This window comes from Cohaesibacter sp. CAU 1516 (assembly GCF_005771485.1).
GTDB lineage: Bacteria > Pseudomonadota > Alphaproteobacteria > Rhizobiales > Cohaesibacteraceae > Cohaesibacter > Cohaesibacter intestini.
In genome coordinates this window covers 367,793-388,102 of the sequence record NZ_VANT01000004.1, presented here as the reverse complement: position 1 = coordinate 388,102, position 20,310 = coordinate 367,793, and the positions used below count along the sequence as shown (strand labels likewise).

Genomic DNA, 20,310 nt, shown 5'->3' with positions numbered 1-20,310 from the left:
ACACTTGATGGTCCGCCGCCCCTCTTTGTTTTTCTATTTCTCACCCGCTCGCCGAATGAACCTGAAGTTTTCAGGTGTGACTTTTGGAATAACAGCCGATTGTTCAAAGACCACTGCTTCAAAAGCTTCATGAAGTATATTTAGAGCGGTAACGATTGGGTTCTCTCGCATCGTTAGAATTGGCATTGAGACGAAATAATTAATCAATGCATTACTTGTGTCTGAACTGGACAGCGGATTTTTATGATCGAGAATTTCATCGATCACATGCAAAGGGATCATCAATTCCTTTAGAAGGGTAGCTCCAGTGCGCCGCAGGTCATGACGCGTCCAACCGCTGGTTTCGCTCGCTTCCTGCACTTGTTTTGAAATGCGCCCCCAGTTGCCCAGTTTGCCTCCATCACGATTTGGAAAAACAAATGCCGAAGGATCGTCTTGATCCGATCCCGGAAGAGAACGCAAGAGCTCAAGTGCGGCAAAAGAAAGAGGTAAGGTTTGAGTTCTGATTGCTTCTTTTGATTTTGTGTTTGGTTTGAACCAGGTTCCGTTCTTGAAATCAATGTGCCCCCATCTGGCCTCCGCCACTTCTTCGCGGCGGGAGAGGGTCAAAAGCAAAAAACGCGTTGCAATCGGACCGAAGTCCTTTTCCAGTGGGATCATGCGACGCTGAAGGTCGGGATGTGGTGGATAGGTCAACAACGGATAGATCGCAGCGATTTCGCCCTCAAGCAAAACGCGTTCCCTTCTACCGGTAATGGTTGGATCATCAATAGATGGATCTACAATTCTGGACATATCTGAAGCCCTGTAGCCAGAGCGACATAGCTCTCGCCGCCAAGAATGACATCGGCATGCTCAAAGCCCGACCATGGCAGACGGAAATGGTAAAGTAGATGGGCTAGTGACTGGCCTGCAATCGTCACTTCGATTGAGCCCATGTCGGTAAAATCAGATTGCCCCTGTTGGCCAGGCTGGTGAACCTGCCGGAAGATTACGTCCTGCTCCTGGCCATGTATGGCGCGCCAAGAACGGATCCGGCGCTCCAATGTGCGGCGGATCCCCGGCGACAATTTGGGATGACGGCGCAACATCTCCTCATAAATGGCAACCGGGCGAAGGCTAGGCGCAGATTGAAGCAAGGGAACAACGTCCGCCTCGAATATGTCTTCCAGCGGATCAGGGCGCCGACGCCCTCGAGGTTGTTTTTTCTGTGATGGCAGGCATGGATCCTGCGCAATACGATATCCCGTCGCCCGGCTTATGCCAGCCTTTGCTGCGGCGATCTCAATGGAATGGGTTTGTCTAAGCTTCATGAAAAGCCTCATCTGATGATCGGTAAAATGGCGACCTGGCACAAAGAGGGTTCTCCAATGTGAAAAACCATCACTGTAGCAGGCCGACCGCGATCACAGATCCCAAATTGGGCGACGCGACTTGAGCGACCCTCCGGTCGGGCTACGCCCTCCCTCCGCATCGCTCAAGTCGCAAAGTCTCATCCTGATTGTCGCTCTGTCTCACCTTGATTGTCGCTGGGCAAGCATAGCCGAGTTTTACAAGATCAGTATGCATCTGCTTCACTGTCCGGCGCTCTTTGCGTGGTTTGCGCAGCTGTAATAAGAGCCAGGCAGACAACCGATCTGCATAAGGATCCAATTTGCTTGTTCGAAGTGGTGTCTTGAACTTCGGCTCAACCACCCCCTCACGAAGATATCTTCTGATGGTGTTCCGAGACAATCCCGTGCGGCGAGAAATCTCGCGAATTGGCATTTTGTCACGTAATGCCCAACGTCGAATGACACTCAAAAAGCCCATGTCGATCACTCCAAATCTCCCCGACTAAAACCGTCGGGAACCAGTGTTCGCATGGGTCAATTCTCAGTGACAATTTTACTCCATACCGGGTCAGTTCTCAGTGACATTCAACAATTGCTTCTCATACTGGGCGTGAATGTCGAGGGGATTGGCACGCAGGCTATTCTCCATGCCACGTTTAGCATCTTCGACCCAACCCTCAATCTCTGAGGGAGACGATCATGCAGTGAGCCCCAAGTTTGGACCGCCGGGAATTAGATTTTCCGGCTTTCATCACAGTGACGGGCTGGTTCCGCCACCGGGATTGTGCAGGGCAATTAGGACATTGTATCCGATTGCCGAATGAGGCCGATCCTCATTGTAGTGCTTGAGCCAAGTCTCCAACTTTTCGCGCGCATCCGCAAGGGTCATGAACCAATTTGCATTCAGACATTCCGAGCGAAGCTTGCTGTTGAAGGCCTCGATGAAGCCATTGTCCGTCGGTTTTCCTGGTCTTGAGAAGTCCAGGACCACTCCGTTTACATAGGCCCATAGGTCAAGATCGCGTGAGATGAACTCACTGCCGTTGTCGACCCGGATGGTTGATGGATAGCCGCTGACATAACAGATCCTTTCCAACGTCTGAACGACATCCTCGCCACGATAGCTGAAGTGTGGATCACAAGCAGGGCTATAGCGTGAATGGATATCAACGATTGTCAGAATCCTGAGTTTCTTTCCTGTTGCCAGCTGATCATGAACAAAATCCATCGCCCAAATATCATTCGGTCTGACGGCCTCCTGACGATCTTCCCGCAATTTGGCCTTGACCCGGCGTTTCGGCGTTTTGTTCCGGAGCTGCAGTCCTAACTCTTTGTAGATCCGACGTGTTTTCTTCATGTTGACCAACCAACCTTCACGACGCAGCAGCACATGGACGCGACGATATCCATATCGTACGCGTGTTTCACAAATCTCCTTGATCCGCTTTTCAAGGGCGGCCTGACCGGTACGACGAGACTTGTAATGATAGCTTGAGGTATCGAACAGAAGAACGTTACAGGCTCGCCTGATCGAAATCCCCCAATCGACAAGCATCCCATCCACCAGCTTGCGCTTGCGCTTGCGGGCAGGCCTCAGAGCTTTCGACACACAACATCCTAGAGCATTTCCTTGTCCAGCGTCAGATCCGCAACAATCCTCTTCAGTCTGGCATTCTCGCCTTCAAGGGCTTTTAGACGGCGCATCTCATTAGGCAATAATCCACCATACTTCTTTTTCCAGTTGAAATAAGTCGCTTGGCTGATCCCCGCCTTCCTGCAAATCTCTGCAACGGGTACGCCATCATCACCCTGCTTCAAAATAAACGCCTTCTGTGCGTCCGAAAACTTCGAGGCTTTCATCGCGTTCTCTCCTTCTCCCAGCCAGAAGAATAGCGAGGAAAACTCTAATTCAAAACGATCCAGTTTTCAGGGCGCAGAGCACGTCCGAGCCCGAAACCATCATTCCGATGGAACAAAGGCCCGCGATGCACTAACATTTAAACAGGACCACTCAAGTGGGGCTGATCAGTTCTGCCTCCAGCGGTGGCCTCAAAAGAGGGCTAGACCTAAAAAGTCATCACGCCGATCTTGGAGTTGTCGAGTGCGGCTGCGCTCATTTGACACGCTCTTGCAGTTCGAAAAACTGTCTGAAAGAAATGGATTTAGCGGTATTTGTGTTTTCATCGAAGGTTAAAAATTTTGCATATCGGCACACAAACGCGCTATACACATCTTCGGGACTCAGCTTGTTGTGCCTTCTAGGATGCGGCTGAATACAGTCTTGAGTGAACCCCCAGTGGCTATAAAAAGACGTTCCCGCAGTATAGACCTTGCAGCCAAGCATTGCAGCCTCAAGGCCTGCGCCTGAGGTATTCACGAGCACCGCATCAAACCGCTTTGCCGCGCTCTCAAACGAAGCGTTTGCAGGAACAAGGCTAATATCGAAATCTTGCAATATTCTGCGTGTTTCACCATTTTCACGCTCATAGGGATGCGGCTTGTAATACAAGGGTTTTTCGGGAAACAACTCCCTACCTAGCTTAGCAAGTTCATAATTTCCGTGAGCTAGGGTTTCTGTATGCAAAGTTGAGGCGTCGCCACTCACTTGTCCGACAATGAGGATTGCATCATCTTGAGGAACCGTATCAAGAAAGCCATCCACTTCTGGATACTTTTGAATTCCTGCTTCCTTTTGATTCAAAATAAACCGTTTCGTCAGTTCGCAATCCCGCCAAGACTTGGATGTCAGGGAGTTGAGTATTACCTCAAGCTCAGTCTCAACTCGCCCATCATAGTAAATTCCTTTGGCATCAGAAACATACGAGAAAAAGTTAGCCTTCGCATTCGTTGCGCTCGCCCCCCAAATGCTCACTTCAATCCTTCTAAAATGGGGATGAGCAGGAATTGAAAGTCCCCATTCGCGATCAGCACAGCCCTTCACATAGACATAGCTCCCAGATTCGATTGCCAACTTAAGAAGATGGCTGATAGCCCCGGAAAATATTCCGCCTAACCGAACCGATTTCCCTGATATTTTGTGCACTCTTCCACTGAAAACCAAAGCTGCATCAGGCACTTCAGCCCGTATAATTAATTTCTCCTTCTTAGAAACTGAAAGAGCGATAGCCGTTTTTTTATGGAATAGTTTGTTGAAACCGCAAGCAACAACAGAGACGAGACACAAAAACACCGCATCGAACGAAACCCTAAAAAGGCCCAAGGCTCCGATACTCTTATTTTGATTTGCATGTCTGTTCATACATTGAAATGCATGGCTGCAATTCATCGTTCCCACCCCATCGGCATCGTCCGTCATTCCGTATATTTAAAAAATTTGTCTCGCAGACAGTTACCATTTAGTACGTTGAATATGAAGGACCATTGATAAGAGTTTGCTGCTGAAATATGCCATTTCGGTTTGGCGCGATGCAACCCATTCTAAATACCGTTAAAATATACCTCAACAGTCATTCACTAGTACCCAGAAAAGTGTGTCCCTATGGATTGATATGGAATTCTGGACATGATTCTATGCGGTCGTCACCCCTGAGGGCAACTTGAGACTGCCATGACCACTGCCCTTTATGCTCGCATATCAACCGCCGACCAGACCCTTGACCATCAGATCCCCCAAGCAGAACAGGTTGGCTTCCAGTTATATCTGGACCCGTGAAGGTGGGCTGTATCTGACGTGATCCACGTCACCAAGCGGCCGCCTCCAACTATCAATTTCACTCAGGTGGGTTTTGCTGCTCGGTTTGAATCTTCTGACGCCGGGCATGCGTCAGAGCGCGGGCAACTGGGCCGTTGGCTGTCCGCATCGGCGTGACGGGGGCATGACCAAAAAGGCAAAAGCCTTTTCTCAAGCCCCGCTTCAAAACAAGCCTGCACGAGCGCTGTGCGGATGGCTAGATATCTTCCATTCTGTGGGAAGAGTCTGGGGACCCAAAGCCCAGAAAGCCGTCATACTCTTCGCGTATCACTCGCAGCATGGACTGTACCTTCTCGGTGCGATGCAAATCGACATGGGTGACCAGCCAGACCGGCAAGTCCCAGCTGCGCTGCACCGCCTTGATGCGCTGTATTTGGCCGCTATTCTTGGCGAAATAATTGGGAAGAAAGCCGATCCCGACGCCAGCTGTCACCGCTTCGAGTGCAATCCTTGGATGCTCGCAATGCACCACGAACCGGTCTGCGGGTACATTTTCATCCAGCCAGCGATGAAACTCATTGTCTGCAAAGCGTTCGAGATTGCGGATGAAATCGTGGTGTTTGAAGTCCTCCACGCTTTCAGGCATGCCCATACGCTGGATATAGCTGTCATGGGCATGCAGGCCAAGCTGGGCATTCTTGAACAGGCTGACGACATAGTCCGGGTTGTCTGGCTTGACCATGTCCACATGAAGGGCAATATGGGCCTCGCCATATTCCAGCTTGAGCAAATCATACTGATTGAGCACGGTGACTCTGACACCGGGATGCTGCGCACGGAAGGAAACGATGGGGCGCATCAGCATGTGCGACAAGGCGGGGGTCGTGGTCAGGATCAGTTCTCCGGACAATTCTGCATTCTGCATGCGCGCCCGTCCGGCGAAATCGTTCAACAGGTCATCGGCACGGCTGACAACTGATAAAAAGTCCTTTCCCTGCTCTGTCAGGACATAACCACGTCCATGACGCATGAAAAGCTTGGTGCCGAGCCTTGCTTCAAGGGTTTCAACATGGCGGTTGACGGTTACCCTGTGCACTCCCAAAGCTTGAGCCGCAGCACTGACTGTGCCCAATTTTGCCACTTGATAGGCTGTTTGGATCTCAACCCAATTTTCCATGCATGCCCTTTCTCAGAGTTGCGGCCTTACCAGTTACAGATATGTTAATCTCACACACAGTCAACATTCCGATAGGTAACATGTATGCGCAGTGCATGCGCATTTCCGTATCTTGTTGATACCGCTATAGCGTTCTTATTTAAGACAACGCGAACGACACATACCTTTCGCACATCTGGGCTTAATAAGCAGCGCCGCCTTGGCCCCAAACCAGAATGCGAAGCGGAAGGTTGCGACTTTCATCGGACTACGAGCTTTCTGTTTCGGTTCATCGCGACGATTTGATCAAGAAGACACAAAAAAACAATTTTCTTCAAAAGGTTAACCAGATCGCGCCGTCGATGTGGCTCGTTATTTCTGATTGGAAACCGAATTTTCAGGGATGCTGGCATTCGAATGAATAAAACGATTATCGACCACAATCTGAAGAGTGCAGGGGCCTGCTTGATAAAAGGAGATCTCCTCGCGTCTCTCGAGAAATACGTAAAGATCCTAAGAGAGCTCCCCGGCAATCAACAAGCTTTGGAAGGCGCTGAAAAAGTGAGAGCCACCATTCACTCCAGTGTAAGTCAGCCATCCCCGGCGCTTGTCATGCAGGTCAAAAGCCTACTCGACGCGCAAAACTATCCGGCGGCAATCCAGAAGCTGGAGATGTTGACCCGGCAGTTTCCGCATTCTGCCGAATTGTGGCGCCTGTTGGCCAAGGCCGCAATGCGGATGGGGTCACTGAAAAAGGCTGAAAGCGCCTTCAGCAAAGCCATTCTGATAGAACCCGATCGGGCCGACGACCATTTTGCCCTGTCTGTTCTATATGAAGAAGAGGGCAAGTTGATCAAGGCAGAGCAATCTTTGCGGACCGCCATCGCACTGAAGGCCGACTTTCATCAGGCCTATACCAATCTGGGCACCATATTGCAGAAACAGGGCGCTCGGCGCAACGAAGCGATCGAGGCTTACCGGACGGCCATTGCGATTGAGCCACGCGATGCTTTGGCCCATCAATATTTAAGTCAGATGATCCAGTATGACGCAATTGATGGGCAGATTGCTCAGGTTGCTGCCTTGCTGAAAAAGGGCGGTCTGGACGATGCGCAAACCTGCCATTTGCACCACGCCATGGCGAAGATGAAGGAAGATACCGGCCAGTTGAAGGAGGCGCTGGATCACTACAAGGCTGCGGGGTGCTTGCGACAAAAATCCCTTGGTTACCGCTTTGAAACGGATCAGATGCTTTTCACGGTCATCAGGAAGGCTGCACCTGCCATCAAGGCTGCCGCCCTCAAAGCGCCGAAAAGGAAGGCCAAGTCTACACCTATTTTCATTCTTGGCATGCCGCGCTCGGGCACCTCTCTGGTAGAGCAGATTATTTCGAGCCACTCCGATGTCCATGGCGGCGGTGAACTGCGCTTGCTGGGACGTCATGGCCGCAAACTGAGTCTTGGCCAACAGCGCCCAGACAAGCTGGCACTTGAGCGCTTCCGCAAGGCCTATTTGACCGATCTCGCCAAGGTCTCGGCCAGCAAACCATTCGTGGCCGACAAACTGCCGCAGAACTTCCTCCAGCTTGGACTGATCTGCAGTGCCTTGCCTGAAGCCAAAATCATTCACACCATGCGCGATCCAGCCGCCACCTGCTGGTCGAACTTCAAGATCAATTTTCAGGGGCCATTTTTGGGCTATAGCCATGACCTGAAATCGGTTGCCGACTATTACAGGCTCTATCGTGAGCTGATGTTGTTCTGGCACGCACTGTTTCCGGGGCGCATCTATGATCTGGATTATGAACGCCTGACCGTCGAACAGGACGCTGAGACCCGTAAACTCATCAACTATCTTGATCTGGGCTGGCAGGATGCCTGTCTGTCGCCGCATCAAAACAAGCGGGCGGTGAAAACCGCTTCGGTTGAGCAGGTGCGTCAGCAGGTCTATCAGGGCAGCTCGCAAGACTGGAAGAAGTTCGAGCCCTATCTGCAAGGGGCCTTTGACGGTCTGTAATCAGCGGTCCCGGATATCCTCCATTTGTTACCACAGCTAGTCACCACAGCTAGTCACCAAAGCACCGTGCCCCATGATGATTCATGCGCGCTGGATGCCATCACCTATCCGCTCGTCGGGATGACCGAAACGTTGCTGTCACGGGCGGGAGAGGCGTTGTCCCGCAAGGTCAGACAAAGGCAAAGTGGATCGCTGAGCGGTTGACGGTTGAACAACGTGAAAAAGCCGGTACAGTGTCGAAAACTGACACGAAGACAATGGAGCAGATGCGTGCTAACCACCTCATTGACACCGGATGAAATCGGTACGCTCCGTCTTGCTCCAATCTTTCGAAGCCTGGCCGAGGAAACGCTGGATGAGTTGCTTCTGTCCGCGCGGCCACGCCAATATGCCCGTGGCAAGACTCTGTTTGTCCAGAATGAACCAGCTGATTGCTTCTATGTGGTGCTGGAAGGCTGGGTCAAGATTTTCCGCATCAATCCCAATGGCGAAGAAGCTGTGATCGGTGTGTTCACCCGCGGCCAGAGCTTCGCTGAGGCGGCAGCCTTTACCGGGGGGGAATTTCCTGCGACGGGTGAGACGGTGACGGATTGCCGGTTGTTGCGACTGGAATCCGCGCGCTTGATCGCCACAATCAAGAAAAATCCGGAAATGGGTTTGGCCATGCTGGCCTCCACCTCCCAGCACTTGCATATGCTGATTCAACAGATCGAGCAGTTGAAGGCCCAAACCGGCGTGCAGCGGGTGGCCGAGTTCCTGCTTGACCAGACATCTTCCCGCGTAGGCAGTTGCATGGTGCAGCTACCCTATGACAAGGCCCTGATTGCAGGGCGTCTGGGCATCAAGCCTGAGAGCCTCTCTCGAGCCTTCAAGCGCCTGCGCGAGCATGGGGTCGACATTCAGCAGAATCACGCGGTGATAGACGAGCTGCGCGCATTGCAAAAGCTGATTGACAAGGACTGAGGGATCACGCCCCCGGTTTGACCATTCGACCCATCGATGCCGCTTGCCCCACTTATCAACAAGTGCGCGAAACATATGGGAAATTTTTTCATAACGGCCATCTGCAACAGTCGATAATGTCCAAAAATATTGTAGCTGAGAAAGTGACAGTTGCACAATAAGTTGGCATTTTTTGAAACAAGTACGTATTTTACCTATTTTGAATTGCTGCAATAAAGGGCAGCGCGACTTAACATATATCAAGAGTCGTACCGCCCACTCCCCTAACATTACACTGCTGTAATGTTCCCCTTTTCGCATTTTCCTGACCAATCAAAAGGTGAATTTGGGGACGATCGCATCGTTTTGCGGGCCCTTTTCCTGAGGCGCGCAGGCGATAAACGGGGAAGGACCATACGATGCCAATGAGTTGGTTCCGTGTAGGCTGCAGCGGGTTGAAGATGGCGGGGATTGCTGTTTCCGTGTCACTTCTGTTTGCTGTCACCTCGGGCTATGCCCAGGACAACAAGTCCGCGGCCACCGCGGCCGTGGGCAAAAGCGAAATGAAGGCGGAGGAGCCAGCTCCTCGTCCAACGCCGACTTTCGAAGTGCTCTCCAAGGAAAGCGCTGTTTGCGTTTCCTGTCACATGAAGGAAAATCCCGCTCTTTACCAACAGTGGGGTGAATCCAAGCATTATGGCGCCAATGTTGGTTGCTATGAATGTCACAAAGCCGAACCGGGCGATGCAGATGCTGTGCGCCACAAGGACTTCCTGATCTCCACCATCGTGTCTCCAAAAGACTGCTCGACCTGCCACGCGCGCGAGGTTGAGGAGTTTGACAAGTCGCACCATGCGACCGGTGGCCTGATCATCGGATCCCTCGACAACTTCCTTGCCGAAGTGGTTGAAGGTTCCATCCATGGCAACATGGCCATTCGCGGTGAATCTGCCGCTGCCGTTCAGGGCTGCTGGCAATGTCACGGCTCTCCGGTCAAGGTTCTGCCTGATGGCAAACTGGACCCGGCAACCTGGCCAAACAGCGGAATCGGCCGTTTGAATCCGGATGGCACCAAGGGGGCTTGCGTTGCCTGTCACCAGCGTCACAGCTTCAGCCAGGAACAGGCCCGTCGGCCTGAGGCTTGCGGCAAATGTCATCTGGGACCGGATCATCCTCAGAAGGAAATCTACGAAGAATCCAAGCATGGCATCGCCTTCTACGGCAATGTCGACAAGATGAATCTGAATTCTTCCAAGTGGATTCCGGGCGAGGACTATTCTGCAGCCCCAACCTGCGCCACCTGTCACATGTCCGCCACCAAGGATCTGCCGATCACCCATGACATCGGGGACCGCATTTCCTGGACCTTGCGTCCGGCCATATCCGCGAAAATTGACGAAAAAGCCAAGAAAATGGGCAAGGACGTCAAGAGCTGGATTGATCGCCGCAAGGACATGAAGTCTGTCTGCACCTCTTGCCACCAGGTCAGCTGGGTCGAGAACTGGTATGAGCAGTTTGATTCTGTCGTTCATACCTACAATGACAAGTTTGCCAAACCCGGCAGCACGCTCATGAAAATGCTTCTCGATGCAGGCCTGAGAACCAAGACCGCGTTCGACGAGAAAATCGAATGGACCTGGTTCTATCTCTGGCACCATGAGGGCCGCCGCGTCCGCCATGGCGCAGCAATGCAGGCACCGGACTATGTCCAGTGGCATGGTTTCTTCGAAGTGGCCGAACGCTTCTATATGGAATTGATTCCGGAAGCCCGCGAACTGCTTGAAGAAGGCAAGAAACACGGCAAAACCGCTGAGGTCGAGGAAATCGAGAAATTCATCGCTGAAGTGCTCGATCGTCCGGAACATATGTGGTTCGTCGGCAAGACCGCCCCTGGCAAGAAGGCTCATGCTGAAATGCGCAAGCAGTTCATGAAGGAGTTCAATGCCAAGGAAGGCTATGGCGACAAGAAATAGGTCCCTGCGGGAGGCAGTCTCTGCCTTCCGCCATTCAGGGAGATGACGGCGTGAACGGTCGCCATCTCCTTCTTTGCCATCGTGCGCCTGACCAAATATTTGCTCTTTTTGACCGCACCTGAAACGCTCGCCAAGAGAAGGACCAGTTTCATGTATGCCACGCTTCGCTCGCTTGCGCGCACCGGCCACCAGATCGTGATCGGATCCCTTCTGTTGCTGGGTGCCCTTGGCATCATGGTGCCTGACGCGCTCGCCCAATCCGGGGCCGATGCACAAAAAAGCGCGACGAATGGCGCGGTATCGCAACCCATTCAGGGGCTTGAACCGATCGCGGTTGACAAGGACACGCCAAATGCCAAATGCACCAGCTGTCACGGGGTCGCGGGCTTCGCCGTGCCGACCGGTGCGGATGGTGCGACCGAAAAGAGGCAATTGTCCCTCAACGCAGAAGCCTTCCATTCAAGTGCCCATGGTGAGCAGCTTTGTGTCAGCTGTCACACGGATATCAAGGCCTTGCCGCATCGCAAGGAGCTGGACCGTGCGGTCGATTGCGTCACTTGTCACACTGACGTGCATGAAAAGACCCAAGCCGCCATCAAGGCCAAGGAACAGGGCATCGACGGCGATACCATTGCCAATGTGGTCAAGCAGATCGACTTCTACATGGCATCGATCCATGCAGCGCCCAACAAATCGGATCCGTCCAAACCCAATGCCACCTGCATCGATTGCCACACCGCGCATTATGTCTATCCGATGGAAAGCAAGGAAGGCGAGACCTATCGCCTGACCACGCCGAATGTCTGCGGCCGTTGCCACGACAAGCAGTTGAGCCAGTTTACCGACTCCGTGCATGGGGTTGCCGTGATGCGGTTCGGCAACAAGGACGCAGCTGTTTGTGCGGACTGTCACACCGCCCACCAGATATCAGATGCGGAAAAAGATCCGGCCAAATTGCTGATCACCCAGAATTGTGGCTCCTGCCACGACGACGCCTATATGAGCTACCGTCACACCTATCATGGGCAGGTGGTCAGCCTTGGCGAAACCCAGACGGCGAAATGCTTCGACTGTCACGAGTCCCACACTGTTCGCGCTGTCAGTGATGTGCGCTCCAAGGTCCATCCGGACAACAAGCTCAAAACCTGCAAGCAGTGCCATGAAGATGCACCGGACGGCTTTGCCTCGTTCCACGCCCATGGCAACACCCATGATTTCGAGAAATATCCCTATATGTGGATCGCTCAGAAATTCATGATTTTCCTGCTGGTCAAGGTCTTCTTCCTCTTCTGGCTTCATTCCGCCCTTTGGTTCTATCGCGAATGGAAAGACAAGAAAGAGGCCAAAAAACGCCTGCTGGTCAATGGCGATCAACTGGTTGAGGTGCCGCGCCCCGAGCCAAAAGAAAAAGACCCGCTGGCGGGCAAGCATGTGCGTCGTTTCAAACGCTGGGAAATTTGGGCTCATGGCATTCTGGCGGTCGCCGTCATTATGATGGTGATGACCGGCACGACGCTGCTCTATGCCGAAAGTGCCTGGGCGCCTTACATGATCAAGCTACTTGGCGGGGTCAAGGTGGCTGGCATCATCCATCGCGTCTGTGCGACGGCCTTTGCCATCGTCTTCTTTGGCCATATCTTCTATGCCTTCATCAACGTGCTCTTCATCAAGAAGGACTTCAAGTGGTTCGGGCCTTACTCCCTGTTGCCACGCTGGCAGGATGCGAAAGACATCTGGGCCATGGGCAAATGGTTCTTCGGCAAGGGGCCACGCCCGGTCTTCGATCATTGGACCTATTGGGAGAAGTTTGATTACTGGGCTCCATTCTGGGGGATGTTCATCATCGGCATTTCCGGCGCGATGCTGTGGTTCCACAATATCACCGCCGCCTACCTGCCCGGTTGGGTCTTCAACATCGCCACGATCGTTCATGGCGAAGAGGCCTTCCTGGCGGCCGTCTTCCTCTTTACCGTGCACTATTTCAACTGCCATTGGCGACCGGACAAGATCCCGCAGGATATCGTGATCTGGACGGGCACCATGCCGCTTGAAGAATTCAAGCATGAACGCACCGTGGAATATGATCGCCTCGTCGCTTCTGGCGAACTCGACAAATATATCGTTGAGGCGCCATCCAAGCGCATGACTTTCTGGTCGAAAGTGCTTGGCATGTTCCTCATCGTCGTCAGCGTCATCTTGCTGGTGCTGGTGATTTGGGGCTTCTTTGAGGTGATCGTCTTCGGCTAGGGCGCATATCCCGGCATGCGGTCCGGCCAGATCTGACAAAGAACAGGGCGGTTGTGTTAGGCAACTGCCCTGTTCTTTTTCGCGCTTGTCCGACTGCCATGCCGATGGCCAGAAAAGACAATCGAGCGGGTCAGTACTATTCCCTGGCATGTTGGAACTGGTCTTGTGAAACGTACGCTTGTTACTTTGTGTTTCACGGATTAGTTGAGAAAACACCTATTGGTTGCAGTGCTTTATGGAAAATTACTCTAGATATTTTGTCAGCCGTAAACGCATTGTTAGCTTTATTTCGGGATTTTGGACACTATTGCGTGAGCCAATTTACCGGGGGCCCTATGAACCAGCAGAATTGCAAGGAAGCACTAGACTTCCTCGAAAGCGGAATACCACAAGATCGGAAGACAAACGCTCTGGACAAAAATGTAACCAAGGATCTGCCGGATGTTTTGACCGAATTTTACACGGCTCTCGGCAAGAGCTGCATTGCAGAATTGTTGCCAGATAGCCCAAGCGGGATCAGCAATCTCAAAGGGCGTCAGCAAACCCACTGGGAGCGGCTCTTCTCTCAGCCATTTGATGAAGAATCCGAAGCGCGGGCCTCCAAAACAGGTGCGATCCACCAGCGCATCGGCCTGCCGACGGAATGGTATGTCGCCGCCTATGGTCGCGCCCTGATGAAGATGATTCCAAGTGTCACCAAGAAATACAGTTTCCGCAGCAAGGAACTGGACGGTGTGCTGTCCAATCTGCTCTATCGTGCCTTTGCCGATATGAGTGCTTCGATCTCAGGTTACGAGCGGGCCTCGGTGGACATGGCCACCAAAGAGCTGCGTGAAGCCAATCTTTCCAATCTGGGTAAGATGTCCCACTCGATTGCCGAGATCAACGATATCATGCTGCAGGTTGCCCTGTTGCGCAAAAACTCCGAGGATGTGGCCCGCAACAGCCAGACCATTTCCGCTGCCGCGACCGAAATGGTTTCTTCGGTAGAAGAATTGTCGCGCAACACGGACGGGGTCAGCTCAGAAGCCAATGAAACCAATTCCAATGTGATCAATGGTCAGGATACGGTGCGGAAAATGTCCAGCACGATGTCCCACATTGCCAACTCGGTGGATGAGACGTCCCGCCGCGTCGACGAGCTGGCAACCGCTTCCGAGCAGATCGATCAAATCATTGCGGTGATCGAGAATATTGCCGCCCAGACCAACCTGCTGGCGCTCAATGCCACCATCGAAGCGGCACGCGCCGGCGAAGCTGGCAAGGGCTTTGCCGTTGTGGCCGCTGAGGTCAAGGGTCTGGCCAACCAAACCTCGCGATCCACCGAAGACATTATTCAGAAGGTGGCGCAGCTGCGCGAGGGCATGGCCAACATCCAGAAAACCATGGAAGCCTCGACCAATGCGGTGCTGGATGGCGAAGCTGCGATCAACGAAACCTCGGACCTTATGGAACGGGTATCCGGCCAGATCGGTTCGGTGTCCGGCAACATGCTGGAAATCTCCCATATCCTGTCCGGTCAGAAAGATGCCAGCGCCGAAGTGGCCGCCAGTATCGGCAAGATCGCAGACATTGCGACGGACAATGATGATATGGTGTCGATGGTTGCCAAGTCCCTGTCCGAAAGCACTGACTATTTTTCCAACAGCGCCCGTGACATGTTCGAGGAAGACAATGCAGCTTCGCTCTGCTACGTCGCCAAGATTGAACATATCCTGTTCAAGCGACGGGTTCTGAATACCTGTACCGGAGATGACAACTGGTCCACCCACGAAGTGCCTGATCATCACAATTGCCGTCTTGGTCAGTGGTATGACAAGATCACGGACCCGGCCGTGAGAGAGCTGCAGTCCTTCAGGGATTTGGTCGAACCACACAAAGAGGTGCATGACAGCGCCAAGCGTGCCCTTGAGGCCCATGCCTCCGGCAACGACGTCAAAATGCTTGAGGCGTTAAGAGAGCTTGATATTTCAAGCAAGAAAGTCGTCGATCGGCTGGACAAGCTGGCGCTGGATCTCATCGAGAAGAGCAAACGCGACGCGGCCTGACCTTAAGGGCCTCAACGACGCTTACCCAAAGACGGGCGGCCATCAGGTCGCCCTTTTCTGTTTTCTGATAACCTATTGGCAAGCACTCGGGTCTGGCGGCACCATGGCCCAGCCGATGCGGAATGGCTTGTCCTTGACCTTCCATTGAAAAACTTCGATACCGGAAGCGGCGATCCGTTGCGGGTCAAACGCATAAGCCTCTGGCAGGTGCGGCTCATCGCCGTCCTTCTGTTGCCACAGGATCATCACCCCTTTGCAACGCACCTGTGCAGGCTCTGCCCATGGACTCTTACCCCAGTCCTCCAGATGCACCAGAGACGGACGTGTCGCGGCATAGAAGGAAACATTGCCACCGATCCAGGCATCGCCGCCGACATAGGCCAGTGGCTGATTTTGCTGGCTCTGCCACAGGCTGGCAATGTGACTGGCGATCTGTGCGCCCGGCCAATCGACCCGCAACGGTTTCTTGATGACGTATGAGCCAAACAAACCCATCGAGGCAATCACGATGAGGGTGCCGAAATAGACCCCCGCCCAGCCGATTGCCATGAAGCGAAACCGTTCCCTGAAATAGGCTGTTTTGAGGCTGCCCAGCAGCGCCAGCGCCGAGAAGGAAAACATCGGAGCTGCCCACATTGGCCGCATTTCACTGCCATTGACCACGGACAAAAGGATCGTCAGCGCAATCGGCACCAGAGCAATCCAGATCAGGTAGCGCCGCTCGAGCGTTGCCGCAAAGGGGAAGGAGACGCCGGCGCTAATCCCCTTGCGCCAGAATGGAAGCAAGCCGCCGCCGATGGCAAGGACCAGCAGCAACGCGCCGTGATGGCCAATCTGTATCCCGACGAAGCCAAGTGATCCAAGCAAACGAGCCACGATGCCTTCAAGTGGTGCCGAACGGGCCGACATATAGGACAGGGACTGAAAATCGCTGTCGATCAACCAATAAAGATGCGGCGCGGCCACCAACAGGGCCAACAGGGCGGCCAGCCACAATCCCCAGCTTTTGAGCCGTTGCCGGGCACTTGGCTCAACCAGCAAGAACAGCAGCAAGGCCACCACGAGGATTGCCATGGAATATTTGATATAGACCGCGAAACCCGTCAGCAGCCCCAGCGCCAGCCACTGCCACAGCTTGTCCTGTTTGAGCGCATACCAGCCACAAAGCGCCATCAGCGCCCAGACAGGCACCTGCAAGACATTGTGATTGAATTCCGGCGTTGGGAAATTATAGAAGTAAATCAGCGATGTCAGGAACACAGACAGCAAGGCGGCTTGTGCACCCAGAATCGCCCGCCCCAAGCGCCAGATGGCCCAGAAAGCGATGATCATTGACAGCTGGCTGAGCAAATAGGCAGGCCATGCGCTGCTGCCAAACAGCATGGTCGCCCCTTCCAAAAGCCAAGAGGGCAGGGGCGGATGCTTGAAGTATCCAAGCTGCCATTCATGCCCCCAGGTGACCAACTCGATCACATCAAGCGGCAGATTGCGGTAGACCAGCGTCGGCACCAAGGTCCAGATCACCAGATGAAGCGCCATGAACGTCCAGAAGCAGACAGAGGGATGCTTCATCACCCGGCCATGCAGGCCGCTGTTGACTGGGGCAAGGTCTGCTGCATCTGCAGTATCTTCACCCTTGTCAAAAAAGGGGGCGGTTGGTTGCGCGGGCTGCGCGTCTGGCTCCGAAGCGTCCTTGAAGCCCCAAAGGCGGCTTGCAACATAGGAGATGGCCGGAACAATGGCCGCGGCAATCACGACACTGGCCACCTTGCTCACCAGCCCGCTCTCTACAAGGCTCAGCAGCACCAGATTGTTCACGCCAAAGGCGCTGGCGGAAATGACGAAATAGCGCCATATCGCCTGTTTCAGCGGTGCGCCTCTCTGGAAGGTCCAGACGAAATGACCCGTGAAGGCGAACAGGAAAGCGGTTAAGTAGGCGACGAGATTGGCGACAAAGACAGGGGCAATATTGAAATGGACCAGCGACGCAGCCACCCCCATATGGACAAGGGTGGCACCAATCCCGACAATGCCGAACCGCATCAGGGTGAGCAACTCTTTGGCGGAAATGCGCGAGAAGGTCACTTGGATCCGTCCTGATGGTCAAGGGTGGCGATTACCTCACGCACCAGATAAAGCGGGCGCTCTTTCACTTCGATGAAGATCCGGCTGACATATTCTCCGATCACGCCCAGAGAAATCATCTGCACTCCGCTCAAGAACAGTACGATGGTGACCAGCGAAGGGTAACCGGGAACATCAGCACCGAACAGCAGGGTTTTGGCAATGATGAAGGCGCCATAAAGGAAGGAGATAAGGGCCAGCACAAATCCGGTATAGGTCCAGACCCGCAGAGGCACCGTCGAATAGCCGAGCATCCCGTCCAGCGCAAAATTCCAGAGCTTCCAGTAATTCCAGCTTGTAGTCCCGACCGTGCGTTCCGGTCGGGCAAAAGGGATCTCTGTCGTACGAAAACCGACCCAGGCAAAAATGCCCTTGAGGAACCGGTTGCGCTCCGGCATCACCTTGATGGCCTCGACCACCTGCCTGTCGAGCAGGCGATAATCGCCCACATTGTTCGGCAGATGGGTTGGGGAGAGCTTGTTGAACAGCCAGTAGAACAGGCCCGCACTGTTGCGCTTCACCGTCGTGTCCTGCGACCGGTCAACCCGGACCCCATTGACCACGTCAAAGCCCTCGCGCCATTTGGCAATGAAATCCGGGATCAGCTCGGGTGGATCCTGCAAATCCACATCCATCGGGATGATCACGTCGCCGCTGGCGAAATCAAGCCCCGCCGACAGGGCCGCTTCCTTGCCGAAATTGCGCGACAGATCAATCACCTTGACCCTTGCATCCTTGGCGCTCGCTGCCCGTAGCGCCATCAGGGTGTTGTCGCGGCTGCCATCATTGATGAAGAGGATCTCGCATGCCTGACCCGTGGCCTCGACAATTGGCAGCACCGCTTTGAGAAAAGGGGCAATGCCATCCTCTTCGTTGAAAACGGGAACAACCAGAGACAGGGTTATGGTGCGGCTGCGATTCATGTCCGGACCCTTGACGGTCTGAACAAAGGTTTTCTGTTGATCGGAAGGAGAAGAGGTCACATCAGGTCTCTTTGATCTTTGGCAGGACAGCCCGCCCCAAAGGCGGGTCAGATTGTCCGTTTCCTACGCTGTTCCGCGCTATGATTCAATCCTCTTTGCCCATTGTGAGGGGTATGGAGTCGGGCGAAAGGGGCAAAGAGCCTGCCGAAAAAGGGAAGAGAATTTGATAACCCGTCAGAAAAGGGAGGTCTGGGCATGCACCGGCTCGATCAGCTGTTCGCCCTCGGCCTTGCTGTTGCCCACGGCCCGGTCGACCCGATAATGGATCAATTCGCTGTCGCGATGCTCGGACAAGGTGGCTTGAGCCTCCTCCGCGGACCGGAAAGGATCAAGCCAGGCCTCATAGGCCTCTTGTTTGAGGATCACTGGCATCCTTGGATGGATGGATTTGATTTCGGGCACTGCAGGAGCCGTCAGAATTGTGCAACTGAGCAGGTCCAGTCGCTCATTTAAGGCGAACAGTCCGGCAAAGGAAAAAGGTTCGAAATCGGGAAAATGCAGCAGATGCGGGTCTTTCTTCTTATCCTGCGGATTGGTGGTCCATTCATAATAGCCATCGGCCGGAATAAGGCATCTGCCGCGTTTGAAGGCATCGCGGAAGGAGGGCTTGTTCATCACCTCCTCCGATCGGGCATTGAAGGTGGGGTAGCGACTCTGCACCTCTTTGGCCCAGTGAGGCACCAGCCACCAGCGCCCCTCCAGCAAAAGATGCTCATGGGCCAGATTGGCGACGAACAGGATATCTTGTGTCGGTGCAATATTGAAGCGGGCAGGGACATTGCGGTTCACGTCTTCAGGCCGAACCAGATTATACATCTGGTGGATTTCAGACCATGATTTTTGCAACGTGAAGCGTCCACACATTGATTCCAGTCTCCCTGTCGTCTTCAATGGCGGCGATCTTACAGACTGTTGGCCCGTCTTCATAGTCTCAGGTCCGCCCGCATGCTCCCCTTGCCCGGTGCTACAAAATCGGCTAGAACGAAGCGCAAAATAACCTTTGCGTAAAGGGAAGGGCCGCCCCCCGTCCCGCGCACCCAATCTCTCAAGGCCTTGCCATGTATCCCGTCAGCCGGTTGCTGCTTGCCATCCTCGAAGCCAAACGCGGTCAGAAAAAACAATCTCTGGCCTTCGACGCAGTGAGTGAAATTTCTTTCCGCTGCCGCCCGTGGGACCTCGACATGTTCATGGAAATGAACAATGGCCGTGTTTTGACGCTCTATGATCTGGGGCGTTTTGATCTTTCCATCCGCTGTGGCCTGATGGATGTGCTCAAACGGCAAAAGTGGGGCCTTGCGGTTGCGGGTAGTTCCGTGCGCTATCGCAAACGGGTGCGGCTGTTCGACAAGGTGACTATGCGCAGTCAGGTTGTCGGCATGGATGAGCGCTGGTTCTATATTGCCCAAAGCATGTGGGTGGCAGGGGAGCCGACGTCGTCGGTTTTGTTGCGCACCTGTATCACCGCTCGGGGTCGCTCCATTCCAACCGCTGAGGTTCGCACGGCGATTGGCGCACCGGACTGGCAACTTGCCATCCCCGACTGGGTCACCAGTTGGAATGAAGCCGACAAGATCCGGCCATGGCCTCCTGCTCCCTGAAAACCGATAGGAAAAACCGATGGGAAAAACCGATGGGAAAAACCGGTCGGCAGTGGACCCTGTGCGATAGTGTCGCTCCTGGCTGCGGTATAGTTGTCAGAGAGGCATACTTTTGCCTTTACGCAATAATATGTCTCCAAAGTCGTCAGTATGCTGCAAAAATGTCCATGTTGATCTCATTTTTGCATTTGTTGTTCGCAAGCTATGCATAATTATGAAAAGAAATGTCTATTATTA

Annotated in this window: 12 protein-coding genes and 3 pseudogenes; 6 read left to right on the top strand and 9 right to left on the bottom strand. The window is 53.6% G+C overall.

What is annotated here, in order from left to right; translation table 11 throughout:
• Window positions 1–33: 33 nt before the first annotated feature.
• The 6 genes and pseudogenes from FDK21_RS13320 to FDK21_RS13285 all read right to left on the bottom strand — a co-directional run bounded on the left by FDK21_RS13320 (window position 34) and on the right by FDK21_RS13285 (window position 6,163).
• Window positions 34–795 carry a tyrosine-type recombinase/integrase gene (locus FDK21_RS13320; RefSeq protein WP_138148979.1) on the bottom strand — a complete coding sequence of 254 codons (762 nt, stop codon included), beginning with the start codon at window positions 793–795 and terminating at the stop codon, window positions 34–36.
• A 2-nt stretch (window positions 796–797) separates the two neighbouring features.
• Window positions 798–1,325 (bottom strand): annotated as a pseudogene (locus FDK21_RS13315) (IS21 family transposase); the annotation flags it as partial.
• Between the two features lie 214 nt (window positions 1,326–1,539).
• Window positions 1,540–1,812, bottom strand: a pseudogene (locus FDK21_RS13310) (MerR family transcriptional regulator); the annotation flags it as partial.
• Window positions 1,813–2,085: 273 nt separating this feature from the next.
• Window positions 2,086–3,194 (bottom strand): annotated as a pseudogene (locus tag FDK21_RS13300) (IS3 family transposase).
• Between the two features lie 253 nt (window positions 3,195–3,447).
• The gene (locus tag FDK21_RS13295; protein WP_138148977.1) at window positions 3,448–4,650 is read right to left on the bottom strand and encodes a hypothetical protein; all 1,203 of its coding nucleotides are present in this window, start codon (window positions 4,648–4,650) and stop codon (window positions 3,448–3,450) included.
• Between the two features lie 592 nt (window positions 4,651–5,242).
• Window positions 5,243–6,163 carry a LysR family transcriptional regulator gene (locus FDK21_RS13285; RefSeq protein WP_138148975.1) on the bottom strand — a complete coding sequence of 307 codons (921 nt, stop codon included), beginning with the start codon at window positions 6,161–6,163 and terminating at the stop codon, window positions 5,243–5,245.
• 540 nt (window positions 6,164–6,703) lie between these two features.
• On the opposite strand from FDK21_RS13285, the gene FDK21_RS13280 reads away from it, so the two are divergent.
• The 5 genes from FDK21_RS13280 to FDK21_RS13260 all read left to right on the top strand — a co-directional run bounded on the left by FDK21_RS13280 (window position 6,704) and on the right by FDK21_RS13260 (window position 15,368).
• Window positions 6,704–8,158, top strand: a complete 1,455-nt coding sequence (locus FDK21_RS13280) for a sulfotransferase (RefSeq protein ID WP_171022081.1) — start codon at window positions 6,704–6,706, stop codon at window positions 8,156–8,158.
• A gap of 270 nt (window positions 8,159–8,428) precedes the next feature.
• A complete protein-coding gene (locus FDK21_RS13275) occupies window positions 8,429–9,121 on the top strand; it encodes a Crp/Fnr family transcriptional regulator (RefSeq protein WP_198662911.1) in 693 nt (230 codons plus the stop codon).
• Between the two features lie 461 nt (window positions 9,122–9,582).
• The gene (locus FDK21_RS13270; protein WP_210238774.1) at window positions 9,583–11,073 is read left to right on the top strand and encodes a multiheme c-type cytochrome; all 1,491 of its coding nucleotides are present in this window, start codon (window positions 9,583–9,585) and stop codon (window positions 11,071–11,073) included.
• Between the two features lie 150 nt (window positions 11,074–11,223).
• Window positions 11,224–13,320, top strand: coding sequence for a cytochrome b/b6 domain-containing protein (locus FDK21_RS13265; RefSeq protein ID WP_138148971.1), 2,097 nt, complete (start codon window positions 11,224–11,226; stop codon window positions 13,318–13,320).
• 335 nt (window positions 13,321–13,655) lie between these two features.
• On the top strand, window positions 13,656–15,368 hold the full coding sequence (locus FDK21_RS13260; protein WP_171022080.1) for a methyl-accepting chemotaxis protein: 1,713 nt from the start codon (window positions 13,656–13,658) through the stop codon (window positions 15,366–15,368).
• A gap of 72 nt (window positions 15,369–15,440) precedes the next feature.
• Here FDK21_RS13260 and FDK21_RS13255 read toward each other — a convergent pair whose 3' ends face one another.
• The 3 genes from FDK21_RS13255 to FDK21_RS13245 form a co-directional block, all read right to left on the bottom strand.
• Window positions 15,441–17,453: a glycosyltransferase family 39 protein gene (locus FDK21_RS13255; protein ID WP_138148967.1), complete on the bottom strand. Its 2,013-nt coding sequence runs from the start codon at window positions 17,451–17,453 to the stop codon at window positions 15,441–15,443.
• The gene (locus FDK21_RS13250; protein WP_246657574.1) at window positions 17,450–18,475 is read right to left on the bottom strand and encodes a glycosyltransferase family 2 protein; all 1,026 of its coding nucleotides are present in this window, start codon (window positions 18,473–18,475) and stop codon (window positions 17,450–17,452) included. The genes FDK21_RS13255 and FDK21_RS13250 overlap by 4 nt, the downstream gene beginning before the upstream one ends.
• A gap of 174 nt (window positions 18,476–18,649) precedes the next feature.
• Entirely contained in the window at window positions 18,650–19,339 is a 690-nt protein-coding gene (locus tag FDK21_RS13245; RefSeq protein ID WP_138148965.1) for an SOS response-associated peptidase, read from the bottom strand.
• Window positions 19,340–19,533: 194 nt separating this feature from the next.
• Here FDK21_RS13245 and FDK21_RS13240 point away from each other — a divergent pair, with 194 nt between their 5' ends.
• On the top strand, window positions 19,534–20,073 hold the full coding sequence (locus tag FDK21_RS13240) for an acyl-CoA thioesterase (protein WP_138148963.1): 540 nt from the start codon (window positions 19,534–19,536) through the stop codon (window positions 20,071–20,073).
• Window positions 20,074–20,310: the final 237 nt, after the last annotated feature.